Source organism: Nocardiopsis flavescens, from assembly GCF_900141985.1.
Classification (GTDB): domain Bacteria; phylum Actinomycetota; class Actinomycetes; order Streptosporangiales; family Streptosporangiaceae; genus Nocardiopsis; species Nocardiopsis flavescens.
The window spans coordinates 40110-54320 of the sequence record NZ_FQZK01000001.1 but is presented as its reverse complement, the minus strand read 5'-3'; the positions used below and the strand labels follow the sequence as shown (position 1 = coordinate 54320).

General features: G+C 77.3%; 16 protein-coding genes. 7 read left to right on the top strand and 9 right to left on the bottom strand.

The features are described from left to right. Window positions 1-8 precede the first annotated feature (8 nt). Window positions 9-1181: a GDSL-type esterase/lipase family protein gene (locus BUE45_RS00290; RefSeq protein ID WP_073373721.1), complete on the top strand. Its 1173-nt coding sequence runs from the start codon at window positions 9-11 to the stop codon at window positions 1179-1181. 46 nt (window positions 1182-1227) lie between these two features. Here BUE45_RS00290 and BUE45_RS00285 read toward each other — a convergent pair whose 3' ends face one another. From BUE45_RS00285 to BUE45_RS00270, 4 genes are all read right to left on the bottom strand, one after another. Next, entirely contained in the window at window positions 1228-1563 is a 336-nt protein-coding gene (locus BUE45_RS00285) for an ArsR/SmtB family transcription factor (RefSeq protein WP_073373719.1), read from the bottom strand. Window positions 1564-1609: 46 nt separating this feature from the next. Further along, the gene (locus BUE45_RS00280) at window positions 1610-2206 is read right to left on the bottom strand and encodes a dihydrofolate reductase family protein (protein WP_073373717.1); all 597 of its coding nucleotides are present in this window, start codon (window positions 2204-2206) and stop codon (window positions 1610-1612) included. A gap of 179 nt (window positions 2207-2385) precedes the next feature. Continuing rightward, window positions 2386-3141 carry a MerR family transcriptional regulator gene (locus BUE45_RS00275; protein WP_073375169.1) on the bottom strand — a complete coding sequence of 252 codons (756 nt, stop codon included), beginning with the start codon at window positions 3139-3141 and terminating at the stop codon, window positions 2386-2388. A gap of 20 nt (window positions 3142-3161) precedes the next feature. After that, a complete protein-coding gene (locus BUE45_RS00270) occupies window positions 3162-4052 on the bottom strand; it encodes a DUF2268 domain-containing putative Zn-dependent protease (RefSeq protein ID WP_073373715.1) in 891 nt (296 codons plus the stop codon). A 104-nt stretch (window positions 4053-4156) separates the two neighbouring features. Between BUE45_RS00270 and BUE45_RS00265 the strand changes: the two genes are divergently transcribed. Beyond that, the gene (locus BUE45_RS00265) at window positions 4157-5341 is read left to right on the top strand and encodes an MFS transporter (protein ID WP_073375168.1); all 1185 of its coding nucleotides are present in this window, start codon (window positions 4157-4159) and stop codon (window positions 5339-5341) included. A gap of 326 nt (window positions 5342-5667) precedes the next feature. On the opposite strand, the gene BUE45_RS33075 is transcribed toward BUE45_RS00265, so the two are convergent. Together BUE45_RS33075 and gdhA are read right to left on the bottom strand one after the other, a co-directional pair. Beyond that, entirely contained in the window at window positions 5668-6168 is a 501-nt protein-coding gene (locus tag BUE45_RS33075) for a hypothetical protein (protein ID WP_245832667.1), read from the bottom strand. 224 nt (window positions 6169-6392) lie between these two features. Continuing rightward, a complete protein-coding gene (gene gdhA / locus BUE45_RS00255) occupies window positions 6393-7766 on the bottom strand; it encodes an NADP-specific glutamate dehydrogenase (RefSeq protein ID WP_073373713.1) in 1374 nt (457 codons plus the stop codon). Between the two features lie 235 nt (window positions 7767-8001). Between gdhA and BUE45_RS00250 the strand changes: the two genes are divergently transcribed. Then, entirely contained in the window at window positions 8002-8679 is a 678-nt protein-coding gene (locus BUE45_RS00250) for a GNAT family N-acetyltransferase (RefSeq protein WP_073373711.1), read from the top strand. 37 nt (window positions 8680-8716) lie between these two features. After that, window positions 8717-9868: a Gfo/Idh/MocA family protein gene (locus tag BUE45_RS00245; RefSeq protein WP_245832666.1), complete on the top strand. Its 1152-nt coding sequence runs from the start codon at window positions 8717-8719 to the stop codon at window positions 9866-9868. Between the two features lie 121 nt (window positions 9869-9989). Here BUE45_RS00245 and BUE45_RS00240 read toward each other — a convergent pair whose 3' ends face one another. Continuing rightward, entirely contained in the window at window positions 9990-10553 is a 564-nt protein-coding gene (locus tag BUE45_RS00240) for a helix-turn-helix domain-containing protein (protein ID WP_073373709.1), read from the bottom strand. A gap of 41 nt (window positions 10554-10594) precedes the next feature. On the opposite strand from BUE45_RS00240, the gene BUE45_RS00235 reads away from it, so the two are divergent. After that, window positions 10595-11119: a GNAT family N-acetyltransferase gene (locus tag BUE45_RS00235; RefSeq protein WP_073373707.1), complete on the top strand. Its 525-nt coding sequence runs from the start codon at window positions 10595-10597 to the stop codon at window positions 11117-11119. 158 nt (window positions 11120-11277) lie between these two features. Further along, window positions 11278-12258 carry an EamA family transporter gene (locus BUE45_RS00230; RefSeq protein WP_143173223.1) on the top strand — a complete coding sequence of 327 codons (981 nt, stop codon included), beginning with the start codon at window positions 11278-11280 and terminating at the stop codon, window positions 12256-12258. Window positions 12259-12270: 12 nt separating this feature from the next. Here the strand turns inward: BUE45_RS00230 and BUE45_RS00225 are convergent, their stop codons facing one another. Beyond that, window positions 12271-12675: a DUF2784 domain-containing protein gene (locus BUE45_RS00225; protein WP_073373705.1), complete on the bottom strand. Its 405-nt coding sequence runs from the start codon at window positions 12673-12675 to the stop codon at window positions 12271-12273. A 122-nt stretch (window positions 12676-12797) separates the two neighbouring features. Here BUE45_RS00225 and BUE45_RS00220 point away from each other — a divergent pair, with 122 nt between their 5' ends. Continuing rightward, window positions 12798-13631 carry a sugar nucleotide-binding protein gene (locus tag BUE45_RS00220; RefSeq protein WP_073373704.1) on the top strand — a complete coding sequence of 278 codons (834 nt, stop codon included), beginning with the start codon at window positions 12798-12800 and terminating at the stop codon, window positions 13629-13631. Window positions 13632-13643: 12 nt separating this feature from the next. On the opposite strand, the gene BUE45_RS00215 is transcribed toward BUE45_RS00220, so the two are convergent. Beyond that, window positions 13644-14069, bottom strand: a complete 426-nt coding sequence (locus BUE45_RS00215) for an HIT family protein (RefSeq protein ID WP_073373702.1) — start codon at window positions 14067-14069, stop codon at window positions 13644-13646. Window positions 14070-14211: the final 142 nt, after the last annotated feature.

Here is a 14211-nt window from a genome sequence, read left to right as displayed (position 1 = left end):
ACACCGCCATGGACCTCACCACCACCCCGGTCACCGCCGACCTGCTGCGCGGGGCCGTCGAACTGCGCCCCACCGAACACGGGCTCCGGCCCCTGCGCCTGCCCGCACGGGCCCTGGCCCAGGCGCCCGACCCGCTCCTGGACGACATCGCCGCCCAGACCTCGGGCGTGCGGCTGGCCCTGCGCACCCGCGCCACCGTCGTCGAACTGGACGCCCTGGCCACCAAGCGCTCCTACGCCGGCGCCCCGCCGCGCCCGGCCGGGGTCTACGACCTGCTCGTCGACGGGCGCCTCACCGCCCAGGGCACCGTGGACGGCGGCGAGGCCCTCCTCATCGACCTCGCCTCCCAGAGCGTGGAGCGCCGCCCCGGCCCCGTGGGGACCGTGCGCTTCACCGGCCTGCCCGACCGCGACAAGGACGTCGAGATCTGGCTGCCGCACAACGAGGCCACCGTCCCGGTCTCCCTGCGCACCGACGCCCCCGTCCTCGCCGCGCCCGACCGCGGCCGGCGGGTGTGGCTGCACCACGGCAGCTCCGTCAGCCACGGGTCGGACGCGGCGAGCCCCACCGGCACCTGGCCCGCGGTCGCCGCGCTGCGGGCCGGGGTCGACCTGGTCAACACCGGCCTGAGCGGGAACGCCATGGTGGACCCGTTCACCGCCCGCGCCCTGCGCGGGATCCCGGCGGACGCCATCAGCGTCAAGTTCGGCATCAACGTCGTCAACGCGGACGCCATGCGGCTGCGGGCCTTCGGCCCGGCCGTGCACGGGTTCCTGGACACCGTGCGCGAGGGCCACCCGGACACGCCGCTGCTGGTGGTCTCCGCGATCCACTGCGCCCTGCACGAGGAGGTGCCCGGGCCCACGGCGATGGACACCGGGGCCCTGGCGCAGGGGCGGCTGTCCTACCTGGCCACGGGCGACGCGGCCGACCGCGCGGCCGGGCGGCTCGCACTCGCCGACATCCGCCGCGAGCTGGCCCGCATCGTCGCCGAGCGGGCGCCGCAGGACCCGCACCTGCATTACCTGGACGGCCTGGAGCTGTACGGGGAGGCGGACGCGGCCGAGCTGCCGCTGCCCGACGGCCTGCACCCGGGCCCCGAGGCCCACCGGCGCATCGGCGAGCGGTTCGCCGACCTGGCCCTGGCCGGCGGCGGCCCCCTGGCCGCCGCGGACCGCTAGGAGCCGCGCCCCGGGGCGGGCGCGGCGGGCAGGGCGGGCGGCCCGGCTAGAGGGCGGGGGCGCGCCCGGCGCGGTCGGCGCTCACGACGGCGTCCAGCACGCCGGGGAAGGCGGCCTCGACCTCCGCGCGGCGCAGGGCGTTCATCCGCGAGGTGCCCTCGTAGTACTGGCGGATGAGCCCGGCCTCGCGCAGGACGCGGAAGTGGTGGGTGGCGGTGGACTTGCCCACCGGCAGGTCGAACCCGCCGCAGGCCACCGCGGCGGGGGCGTCGTAGAGCTGCTCGACGATACTGCGGCGCACCGGGTCCACCAGCGCCTCCAGCAGGCGCTGGAGCGTGAGGGCTCCGACGTCGGGGTGCCGGGGGATGCGCTCGGTGTCCATGCGGTCATCTTACGAGCGGCGGCCCGGGCCCGGGCCGCCCCGCGCCTCACACCCGGGCGTACTCGGTGACGCTCACCCCGTTGTCGAACACCTGCCGGTCCCGGACCTCGAACAGCCCGGGGTCGAACCCGCCCTCCACCAGGGGCACGCCCGTGCCGGCCAGCACCGGGTAGGCCTTGAGCACCAGGCGGTCGATCTCGGGCAGCAGGGCCCCGGCGAGCCGGCCGCCCCCGCACAGCCAGATGTCCAGGCCGGAGTCCTGCGCCTTGAGCCCGCGCACCAGCCCCACCGGGTCGCCGCCGACCACGGTCACCTCCGGGGCGGAGACCGGCCCCAGGGTCGTGGACACCACGTACTGGCGCAGGTGGGCGTAGGGGCTCTCGATGCCGTGGTCGTAGGCGGCCCGGTAGGTGCCCAGCCCCATGACCACGGTGTCGAAGCGGGCGTTGGGGACGTCCTGGAGCCCGGCCGCGGCGCGGCCCGCGGTGGGCGTGGCCTCGGGGAAGCGGGCGTCCACCCAGGCGTTGTAGGCGGCCGAGCGCTCCTCGTCGGCCAGCGGGGCGAAGAAGAAGTCGAACTCCCCGCCGGGCCCGGCGATGCGCCCGTCCAGGGAGACGGCGGCGTAGTAGACGAGTTCACGCATGAAACCACTCCATTCAAAGTACTCCACTTGAAGTGGTCATGACTGTAGCAGGGAACCCGCCCCCGCGGCGCACCCGGGCCACCCCGCCCTCGCGGTGCCGGCCGCCCCCCACGGCGCGCACCGGGCCGGCACCGCCGTGGCCGGGCCCGCCCCCCGCGGAGCCCGCCGGCCCCGCCCCCCTACATGCGGGTGCGGGTGTGCACGTACAGCGCCTCGCGCACGAACTCCGCGACCTCGGCGTCCCGGAAGATGTGGGCGTACGCCGGATCCTTCGCGTAGGCGTCGGCCAGGCACTCCACCATCTCGACCGAGCGCTCCCGCTCCCCCGCGTGCAGCGGCGTCCCCGGGACCGCCAGCCACTCCACGTGCCGGACCGCCAGGTCGCGGGCACGCGCGGAGCCGGGGGCGGCGCCCTCGCGGTGGGCCGCCGCCCAGTCGGCCACCAGGGCCTGGGCCCGGCGCTTCCACTCCTGCTGTCCGGCCAGGCCCTTGCCGTGCCACCAGTCGTTGGCCGCCCGGAACGCCTCCTCGCCCCAGCGCCGCACGACCTCCTCCTCGTAGCGGTCGTTGAAGCCCTCCAGCATCACGTCCGGGCTGGGGTCCACCCCCGCCTCCCGCGCCCGCAGGGTGTGCCGCACCGCCCGCAGCCGCCGGTCGACGCGCTCGCGCTCCTCCTCCAGCGCCGCCACGTGCGCCCGCAGCCCCTCGACCTCGTCCAGCTCCTCCGACAGCACCCGGCCGATGTCGGCCAGCCCCATCCCGGTGCGGCGCAGCAGCAGGATCCGCTGGAGGCGGGCCACCTCGCCGGGGCCGTAGTGGCGCAGCCCGCCCGGCCCCGTGCGGGAGGGGGGCAGCAGCCCCACCAGGTCGTAGTGGCGCAGCGTACGGCTGCTGACGCCCGCCCGGGCGGCCAGCTCCCCGATCGTCCACTCCACCGCGGTCCCCCCGCCCTCCGTCACCGGGCCGTGCGGCCCAGCGCGGTATCGATGATCAGCGCGTGGTCGTCGCGCAGCGCCTGCGCGGCGGTGCGCCCGGTCGCCGCCAGGTAGGCGTCGACCAGCCGGGTCCCGGCCGCGTACCCCGCCCCCGCCGGCAGCCCCACCGGGGCGGTGCCGAAGCGCCGGGCGCTCTCGTCGCCGTGCACCCAGGCCGTGAAGTTCTCCATGCCGGTCACCTCCAGCCCCGTGACCACCTTGGCGAACACCGCATCGTCGTGCAGGTGCGGCACACCGATGCGGGTGTGCCCCAGGCGGTCACCGTACAGCTGCCGGGCGAACGCGTCGGCCAGCCCCTCGCCGACGATGTGCTCGCCCACCGTCACCGTCGCCGGGTTCCACACCACCCCGCCCGGGGCCCAGCGCAGGTTGTGGTGCAGCTCGTGCACGGCGGTGCTCTCCAGCCGCTCCAGGTTCTCCGGGGACGGCCACAGCGTGATGGCGACGTACCCGGGGATGCCCCCGAAGCCCGTCACCCCCAGGGCCGTGTCCGTGAAGTGGGCATCGCCCGGGTCGCCCAGGGTGAGCAGCACGGTGATGTCGTGCACCTCCAGGCCCGGCACCGCGCCGGCCAGCTCGGCGGCGGCGCCCTCCATCGCGGCCCCGATCCGGTTCCACGCGTCGGCCCGGGCCAGCTCCCCGACGGCGGCCAGGCACCGCTCCCCGTCGCGGTCCAGCGGGAACCCCATCCCCCGCAGGTGCACGTCGGCGAGGTCGACCTCGCCGGGGTGGTAGCGGTACATCCCCCGCGAGGGTTCGAGCATCTCCTCCAGCAGGGCGCGGCGGTCGGCGGCCGGGGCGCGCAGCACGCCCTCCATGCCGGTACGGGTGTCGACAACGGTGATCGTCATGGCCCCGACCGTAGGGGTTGACGCTGCGGCAACCGCAAATCCGCGCCCGCCCGGGCCCGCACCGCGGAAACACCCCCGTGACCCGGCCCGCCTAGGCTGTCGTGATGCGCGTGCGCAACCGTTGGGTCATCCTGTCCTTCGCCATGGTGGCCCAGATCGCCGGGGTGACCGCCGTGTTCGGCGTCCCCGCGGTCCTGCCCCAGCTGGGCGAGGCCCTGGGCACGGGCACCGCGCAGGCCGGAGCGGTGGCGGGCCTGCCCTCCCTCGGGCTCCTGCTCACCCTGCTGCTGTGGGGCGTGGTCATCGACCGGGCCGGCGAGCGGGCCACCATCGTCCTCAGCCTCCTGCTCACCGCCGCCGCCCTGGCGGCGCTGCGGGCCGCCGACGGACTGTGGGGGGTGTCCGCCGTCATGCTGGCCGTGGGGGCGGCGGCCGGCCCCGTCAACGCCGCCAGCGGACGGCTCGTCCTGACCTGGTTCTCCGCCGCCGAACGCGGATTCGCCATGGGCGTGCGCCAGTCCGCCCTGCCCCTGGGCGTGGCGCTGGCCGCGCTCGTCCTGCCCGGGGCGGCCGAGCGGTGGGGGTTCGCGCCGGCGATGACCCTGCCCGCCGCCCTGGCGCTGGCCGCCGTCCCCCTGGTCCTGCTCACCGCGGCCCCGCCCCCCGCGCGGCCCGGCGCCGGCGGCTCCCCCGGGGGCACCGCCGCCAACCCCTACCGGGGCCCGGCCCTGTGGCGGGTCCACGGGGTCAGCATGCTCCTGGGGGTTCCGCAGGTCACGCTCATGGTCTACGCCCTGGTGTACCTGGTGCAGGAACAGGGGTGGGAGGCCCCCGCTGCGGGTGCCGCGGTGGCCGCCGCCCAGCTTCCGGGTGCCGTCGGGCGGCTGCTGCTGGGGGTGTGGTCGGACCGCACCGGCGACCGGATGCGGCCGGTGCGGTGGCTGGCCGCCGCCACCGCGCCCGCCCTGCTCCTGCTCACCCTCCTGCCGCCGCTGTGGAACGGGGCCGCGGTGCCCCTGCTCCTGGTGTGCCTGGTGTCCACCATGTGGCACAACGGGCTGACCTTCACCGCCGTGGCCGAACTCGCCGGGACGGCGTGGGCGGGGCGGGCGCTGGCGGCCCAGAACTGGCTCCAGGCCGTCAGTACCACCCTGACCCCGCTGCTGATGGCGGCGGTCATCACCCTGTGGGGGCTGCCCGCGGTGTTCGCGGTCGCCGCCGTGTTCGCCGCGGCGGCCGTGGCCGCGGTCCCCGCGCTGCGCGGCGCCCGCGCCGGCGCGCACCGCTAGGTGTACCGGCCCCGGAGGCCGGTGGCACCCGCCCCGCCCGGCAGGGGCGGCGAGACTCTGCGGTGCCGGTGGGGCTCGCGGCGCCACCCCGGCCGCCGGGCCGCCCGCACCGCCCGCGCCCGCCTCACGACCCCCGGCCACCTCGCGTCGGCCCGCCGTGCCGCGGACGGCCGGTGGCCGGGCGGCACCGCCGGGCACCGCCCGGCAGGGGCGCCTTCACGCGCCGTCCGGTGGGCGAGCGCCCGGAAACCGCCTCCGCGCTCGGGCCCCGGTCCGCGCGCTGCGCGCCGGGCGCGCATCCGGGCCCCGCCGGGACCCGGCCACCGTCAGTGGGCGGGCACCGACACGCAGACCACGGTGGTGTCCTCCAGCGCCTCCACCGTCCCGGGGGAGTTTTCGGGCACGTGGACGTGGTCGCCCGAGCGCACCGTGGCGGCGCCGGCCCCCTCGCCCACGCGCAGCGCTCCGGCGAGCACCACCCAGACCTCCGTGTAGGGGGCCGGCAGGTCGGCGCGCGCCCCGGCCGCGAAGAACGCCGTGTAGGTGCTCAGCGGTCCGCCCTCGGCGGCCTCCACGCCCGGAGCGATGCGGATGCCTGCGCCGAAGCGGACGGCGTCCCCGCCCGTTCCCGGGCCGAACCCCCGCACCCGCGGTGGTGTGTCCACGGCGTCCTCCCCGGTCTCGGTGACGGTCAGGCGTCGAAGTCGGTGACGCGCACCGGCGGCCCGGAAGGCCTCCGGGGGCCGGTCGGGGCCGGCGACCCGGGCGACGGTGACGGCCATGGCCTGCTCCCCGGGGCCGCGGGCGGTGTCCTGCCGGTCGGCCACCACCGTAGAACCTCGACTCCGCTTGAGGTCAAGGGCCCCGGTGCCGTGGCCCCGAGGCCGGAGGGAACCCAACGCGCGCGGCCCGGTTCCCGCCTCCCGTCCGCACCGGCGGTCCGCCGGGCCTGCGCAAACCGGTCGGGGCCTGCTTCCCGGGGCCGCGGACGGCGGCCCGCCCTCCGGCCACCGGAGGGCGGGCCGCGCCGCGCGGGCCCGCGCCCGAACCCCTAGACCAGGCCCTGGGCCACCATCGCGTCGGCCACCCGCTCGAACCCGGCGGCGTTGGCCCCCAGCACGTAGTCGCCCGGGGAGCCGTGCCGCTCGGCCGCCTCCTCGCACCGGTCGTGCACGTCCGCCATGATCGCGGCCAGCTCGCCCTCGGTGTACTCGAACGACCACGACTCGCGCCGCGCGTTCTGGCGCATCTCCAGCACGCTGGTGGCCACACCGCCCGCGTTGGCCGCCTTGCCGGGGCCGAACAGCACCCCGGCCTCGCGCAGCACCCGCACCGCGTCGGGGGTGGTGGGCATGTTCGCGCCCTCCACGACCGCCTGCACGTCGTTGGACACCAGGGTCCGGGCGTCGTCGGCGCCCAGCTCGTTCTGGGTGGCCGAGGGGATCGCCACCGCGCACGGCACGTCCCACACGCTGCCGCCCGCCACGTACCGGGAGTCCCCGCCGCGCCGCGCCGGGTACTCGGCGATCCGGCCCCGCTCCACCTCCTTGATCTGCTTCAGCAGCTCCAGGTCCAGGCCCTTCTCGTCGACCACGTAGCCGCCGGAGTCGGAGCAGGCCACCACCACGGCGCCCAGCCCCTGCGCCTTCTCCACCGCGTACAGCGCCACGTTGCCCGACCCCGACACCACCACGCGTGCGCCCTCCAGCGAACGGCCCCGGCGCTCCAGCATCCGCTGCGCGAACATCACGGCCCCGTACCCGGTGGCCTCGGTGCGCACCCGCGAGCCGCCCCACTCCAGGCCCTTGCCGGTCAGCACCCCCGCCTCCCAGCGGTTGGCCAGGCGCCGGTACTGGCCGAACAGGTAGCCGATCTCGCGCCCGCCCACACCGATGTCGCCGGCCGGGACGTCGGTGTGCTCGCCCAGGTGGCGGTACAGCTCGGTCATGAACGACTGGCAGAACCGCTCCACCTCGGCGTCCGAGCGGCCCTTGGGGTCGAAGTCCGAGCCGCCCTTGCCGCCGCCGATGCTCATCCCCGTCAGGGCGTTCTTGAAGATCTGCTCGAAGCCCAGGAACTTCACCACGCCCAGGTCCACGCTCGGGTGGAAGCGCAGACCGCCCTTGTAGGGGCCCAGCGCCCCGTTGAACTCGACCCGGAACCCCCGGTTGACGTGCACCCGGCCGCGGTCGTCGCGCCAGGGGACGCGGAACGCGATCTGGCGCTCGGGCTCGCACAGCCGCTCCAGGATGCCGGCGTCGACGTACTCGGGGTGCTGCACCAGCACCGGCGAGAGCGTCTCCAGGACCTCCAGGACCGCCTGGCGGAACTCCGGCTGGTCGGGGTCGCGGCGCACCACCCGCTCATAGGCGGCGCGCACGGCGGGGTGGTGGTCGGCCAGGCCGGTGGGGTGAACGTCGGACATGCGCAACGCGGTCCTCTCGGTGGCGGCGGCCCCGACGCCGGCGGGGCCGCCGCGGCAGGGTGATGTCGTGGCTGTTTCGGTGGCGTGCCATCGACGTTACACACGCCCCGACCACCGCCTTCGAACGCGGGGTACCTCCCCGCGCCGCCCGGACCGGCGCCACCCCCCGGGTGTGATCTGATATGGACACCGGACCCAGGGGTCACACCAGACCCGCACCCCGCAGAGGACGCCCATGACCGACCCCGCCCGCACCCCGCTGCCCGACCTGGTCCGCCGCTGGCAGAGGGGCTGGGGGACCGCCCGCTCCCTGCCCGAACCCCTGGAGCGGGACGGGGCGCTGCGCGTGCACTTCGGGTTCGAGCACCGCCACGACGAGTACGTGCTCACCGACGCCGACGGCGACCCGGACTCGATCGCGGCCGTCGCCCGGCGCGTCCTGGCCTCCTCCCGCACCGACTGGGTGACCTCCCCCACAGCCGCCCCCGACAAGACCGCGCTGCTCCTGCGGGAGGCGGGCCTGGAGGTCGACCCGGGCACCGAGACGCTCATGGGCGCCGACCTGGACGAGCACCCCCTCCTGGACCCGCCGCGCCCCTACCGCGTCACCACCGGGCGGGCGCGCGGGGTGCTGCGCGCACGGGTCTCCACCGCCCTGGGAGAGGAGGCGGCCAGCGGCGCCATGGGGCTGTCCGACGGCGACGCCGTGGCCGACGCCATCACCACCGAGCCCGCGCACCGGCGCCGCGGCCTGGGCGGGGCGCTCATGTCCTCCCTGGTCGGGCACGCCCGGCGGGCGGGGGCCGAACACGGGCTGCTGGTGGCCTCCGCCGAGGGGCGCCACCTGTACACCTCGCTGGGCTGGACCCCGCTGGCCACGGTCCTCATCGCCCGCGCCCCGGCCGGAAAATAACGCGCGCCCGGGCCCGCGCCCCGCCATCATGGGCCCCATGGAAGACCCGACCCGGGCCGCCGGGCCCCCTGCCGACCGCGCCGCCGCCCGCGACACCGCGCCTGCCGCACCCGCCGACCCCGGCGCGCCGCCCGCGCGGCGCGTGAGGATGGGGGTGGTGGGCCTCGTCCAGGGGCTGCACCTGGCCCGGTGGGCGCGACGGGTCGGCATCGACGTGGTCGCCGCCTGCGACACCGACCCGGCCGCCCGCGCCAGGGCGGGCGCCGCCCTGCCCGGGGTCCCCCTGGGCGGGCACTGGCGCGACCTGCTCGGCGCCGACCTGGACGCGGTCCTGCTGGCCGACGACTTCGACACCCACGCCGCCCCGGCCGAGGCCTTCCTCGGACGCGGCGTCCACGTCCTGTCCGAGACCGCCGCCTGCGCCGACGCCGACCAGGGGCGGGCGCTGGTGGAGGCCGCCCGGGCCTCCGCCGCCACCTACTCCTTCGCCGAGAACTACGTCCTGCACCCCCACGTGCGGCTGCTGCGCGCCGCCGTGGCCGCCGGGGAGCTGGGCCGGGTCTCCCTCATCGAGGCCGACTACCTGCACGGCATGTCCCCCGGGGCCGTGCGCGCCCTCACCGGGGACCCCGCGCACTGGCGGGGCCGCATCGCCCCCACCGCCTACTGCACCCACGCGCTGTCGCCGATCCTGGCGGTCACCGGCGCGACGCCCGTGGAGGTCACCGCGTTCCCCGTCGACACCGCCGACCCGCGCGGGGCGAGCGTGATGGCGGTGCGCCTGTCCACCGGCGCCCTGGCCCTGACCCGCAACGGCTTCCTCCAGGGCGAGTCCGACGCCCACTGGAGCCGGATGTCGGTGCACGGCACCCTGGCCGCCGCCGAGTCGGTCCGCGCCGCCGGGGAGCGCGCCTGGTCGGTGCGGGTGCGCCACGAGGCGTGGACCCGCCCGGACGGCGCCGCGCACGAGGAGGAGCGCACCGCGCCGCCGGTGCTCCTGGACGGGGAGCCCGTGGAGCGCGGTCAGGAGGGGACGGTGCTGGTGCTGCGCGGCCTGCGCGACACCGTGCTGCACGGGGCGCCGCCGCCGGTGGGGGTGCGCGAGGCGGTGGCGGCCTCGCTGGTCGGGGTCGCCGGGGCCCGCTCCCTGGCCGAGGGATCGCGGCCGGTCCCGGTCCCCCTGCCCTGAGCCGCCCGCTCCGCCGGGCGGCGGGCTCCCGCGGTCCCCTCGGGGCGGCCCTGCGCGGAGGGCCCCCGGTCGTGCGGCTGCGCCCCGCGCCGGTCCCCCGAGCCCGTGTCGGATTGCCCCCTCAGGGGGCGCGGCGGGTGACGGCCACCAGGTAGCGGCACTCCCGCCCGCCCGGGTTGTGGAACTCGCAGGGGGCGGGCGGCCCCGTCTGGAGGCAGTCGCCCGCCCCCAGCCCGTGCACCGTCTCCCCCTCCCGGAACTCCAGGTCCCCCTCCAGCACCCAGATCTGGTGGTGGGTGAAGGCGTAGGCCTCGGCGGGGAAGGACACCCGGGCCCCCGGGGGCAGGTGCACCTCCACCAGCTCCAGGCGGCCCCCCGAGGCGGGCGAGACGGCCCGGCGGGTGTACCCGGTGCCGGGGTCGGTCCACACCGGCTGCTCGGCGCGGCGGACCAGGCGGCGCTCGCCGCGCTCGGCGCTGGCGATCAGCTCCGACAGGGTGATGCCCAGCGCCGCCGACAGCCGTCCCAGCAGGGACGCGGTGGGCTGGACGTCGCCGCTCTCGATCCGGCTGACCATGGACCGGGAGACCCCGGAGCGGTCGGCCAGGGCGGCGCCGGACAGGCCCCGGTCGGCGCGCAGGCGCTGGAGGGTGGTGGCGAGGGCCACAGAGAGGTCGTCGCTCATGGCGTTCATCATAGTGGACAGATGCGTTTACCATCCTCACTATGAACGCGATGCCCGCACTCCACACCGTCCGCGACGCCACAGCGGCCGACGCCGCCGCCTGCGCCGACATCTACGCGCCCTACGTCACCGACACCGCCGCCACCTTCGAACTCCAGGCCCCCACCGCCGAGGAGATGGCCGTCCGCATCGCCGCCGCCCGCAGCCGCCACGCCTGGCTCGTCCTGGAGGACGCCGGGGGCACCGTCGCCGGCTACGCCTACGGCGGCGCCTTCCGCGCCCGCGCCGCCTACGACCGGTGCTGCGAGGTCAGCGTGTACCTGCGCCGCGGACTGCGCCGCACCGGCGCCGGACGCACCCTCTACACCGCACTCCTGCCCCGGCTGGCCGAACGCGGCATGACCCGCGCCATCGCCTGCATGACCCTGCCCAACGACGCCAGCCTGGGCCTGCACCGCGCCCTGGGCTTCACCGACGTCGGCGTCATGCACAAGGTCGGCTTCAAGCACGGCGCCTGGCACGACGTGGCCTGGGCCGAACTCGACCTCACCGCCCCGCCGGCCTGACCCCCGCCGCCCGCGCCCGAGGGCACCGGGCGCGCACCGGCACGAAGGCCCGGGCCGGCACCGGCCCCCGGCCGGACCACCCGGGGAGGACGCCCCGCCCCGCCCGCCCCTATCCTCGAAAGATCCCACCTTTTCCGCCGCGTCCCCCGGGAGAGACCGTGCCCGCAGCGCCCGCCCGCCACCGCCCCACCGGCCTGGCCTTCGCCCTCGCCTCGGCCCTGGCCTTCGGCGGCTCGGGCGTCTTCGCCCGGCCCCTCCTGGACGCCGGCATGGACTCGGTCCACGTCACCTGGCTGCGCCTGGCCGGGGCCGCCCTCCTGCTGCTGCCCGTCGCCGTGCGCCACCGCCGCCTGCTCACCCGCCGCCCGCTGCTCATCCTCGCCTACGGCGTCTTCCCCATGGCCGGCGTCCAGGCCCTGTACTTCGCCGCCATCGCCCGCATCCCCGTGGGCATCGCCCTGCTCATCGAGTTCCTGGGCCCCGTCCTGGTCCTGCTCTGGCTGCGCGCGGTCCGCCGCACCAAGGTCCCCCCGGCCGCCGTCGTCGGCGTCATCATGGCCCTGACCGGCCTCGTCCTGCTGCTGGAGGTGTGGGCGGGCATGCGCCTGGACGCCCTGGGCGTGGGCCTGGCCCTGGGCGCCGCCGCGGCCCAGGCCGCCTACTTCCTGCTGTCGGACCGCACCGGCGAGGACGCCGAACCCCTGGCCGTCATCGCCTTCGGCGCCCTCACCGCCACCCTCCTGCTGCTGCCCCTGGCCCGCCCCTGGAACCTCGACTGGGGCCTGCTCGCCACCACCACCGCCCTGGGGCCGCTGCCCCTGCCCGGCTGGGCGCTCGCCCTGTGGCTGGGCCTGGTCTCCACCGTCATCGCCTACTTCACCGGCATCGCCGCCGTGCGCCGCCTGTCCCCGCAGATCGCCGGGGGTGTCGCCTACCTGGAGGTCGTCACGGCGATCGTCCTGGCCTGGGTCCTGCTGGGCGAGGCCCTGACCCCCGTGCAGATCCTGGGCGCCGCGGTCATCGTCGCCGGGGCGTTCATCGCCCAGACCGCCGTCCCGGCCGCCCCGCACCCCCCGGCCCCAGCGCCCGCGGACCCCGGCGACCCGGCCGGCCCCGACCGGCCCGCCGCGCTGGCCTGAACCCCGCACCGCTCACCCGCGCGCGCCCACCGACGGGAGCCCGGCGCCGCCGGCCGCGCGGCGGCCCCGCCACAGCCACCACGCGCCCGCCCACGAGCACGCCACCACCGCCGCGATCACGTACCGCGACGTCATCAGGTGCTCGCGCGGGTACAGGGTGCCGGTCAGGTAGTGGTCGATGAACCCGAACTCCATCTCCGGCCGCCCCGTCGCCGCCCGCGACCAGTTCTCGATCTCGGTCAGGAAGCACGGCCAGTCCACGATGACGATCCCCAGCGCGTAGGCGGCCACCCCCAGGTGCACCCAGAACATCCGGGGGCGGCGCCAGGCGGTGAACCCGCCCAGGACCACGAAGGCGAAGAACACGAAGTGCAGGGCGGCGGCCGCGTACCCGGCCGCCAGAACGAGGGAGGTCATACCCCGACGCTACGAGGGCGCCCCGCCCCTCCGCATCGGTACGCGTACTCATTCCCTCCGGGCCCCGCACCCGCCCCGGCGGCCTCCCGCAGCGCCCGGGCGCCCACCGGTAGCGTGGCCCCATGAGCACCGTTCTCGTGCTGGGCGCCGGCGGCCACCTGGGCGGGGAGGTCGTCCGCCTGGCCCTGGCCGCGGGCCACCGGGTGGCCGGGACCTGGGCCACCCGCACCCCCCACGCCCCGCCGGGCACGGCCCTGCACCGGCTGGACCTGCGCGAGCGCCGCGCCGTCGCCGACCTGGTGCGGCGGGTGCGCCCCGACGCCGTCGTCAACGCCGCCTACCGCCAGGACGACTGGCCGGTCACCGCCGACGGGGCCGCCCACGCCGCGCTGGCCGCCGCCGCGGCCGGGGCCCGCCTGGTCCACGTCTCCAGCGACGCCGTGTTCTCCGGCGCCGCCCCCTCCTACCCCGAGACCGCGCACCCGGACCCCCGCACCCCCTACGGCGCCGCCAAGGCCGCCGCCGAGACGGCGGTCGCCGCCGTACACCCCAACGCGGTCATCGCCCGCACCTCCCTGATCATCGGCGGCGGCGCCTCCGCCCACGAACGCCGGGTCCACGCCCTGGCCGCGGGCGCACCCGGCGCCCTGTTCACCGACGACGTCCGCTGCCCGGTCCACGCCGGCGACCTGGCCCGGGCCCTGCTGGAGCTGGCCGCCACCGACCGCTCGGGCGTGCACCACCTCGCCGGGCCCCACGCCCTGAGCCGCCACGAGCTGGGCGTCCTCATCGCCCGCCGCGACGGGCTGGACCCCGGCCTGCTGCCCCGGGGGCGGCGCGCCGAGTCCGGACCTCCCGGGCCCCTGGAGGTGCGCCTGGACTGCACCGCCACCCGCGCCGCCCTGGACACCGAACTGCGCGGGGCCCGGGCCTTCCTGGCCCGGACCCCGCGCTGACCGCCCCCGGCGTCAGCTCCCGGGGAGCAGGGCGCGCAGCCGCGCCGCCTGCCCGTGCAGCACCTCCCGGTCGGCCTCCTCCCACAGCGCGTGAAGGGAGAAGGGGTCCCCCGCGAACCGGGGGAAGACGTGCAGGTGCACGTGGAAGATCTCCTGCCCGGCGGCCTCGCCGTCGGCCAGGAAGAGGTTGACCCCCTCGCAGCGCACCGCGCCGCCGCGCAGGGCGGTGCCGATCCGGCGGGCCGCGCTCCACAGCCTCGCGCCCAGGGCGTCGTCCAGGTCGCCCAGCCCGGCCACGTGGGCGCGGGGCACCACCAGCACGTGCCCGGGCGTCACCGGGTACAGGTCCATGAACGCCACGACCAGGTCGTCCTCGTAGACCGGGCTGGACACCAGCCGGCCGGCGACGATGCCGCAGAACGCGCACTCCTCGTCCACGAAGGGACCTCCTCACCCGTCCGGGGCCGCGGCGGGGGTGGCCGCGAACCCCACCGTCGCACGCCGCACCGCCGTGCCGCCACCGATTTCGGACCGGCCGGGCCCGCCCCCGGAGCGCGCCCCCGTGCGCCGCAGCCACCCG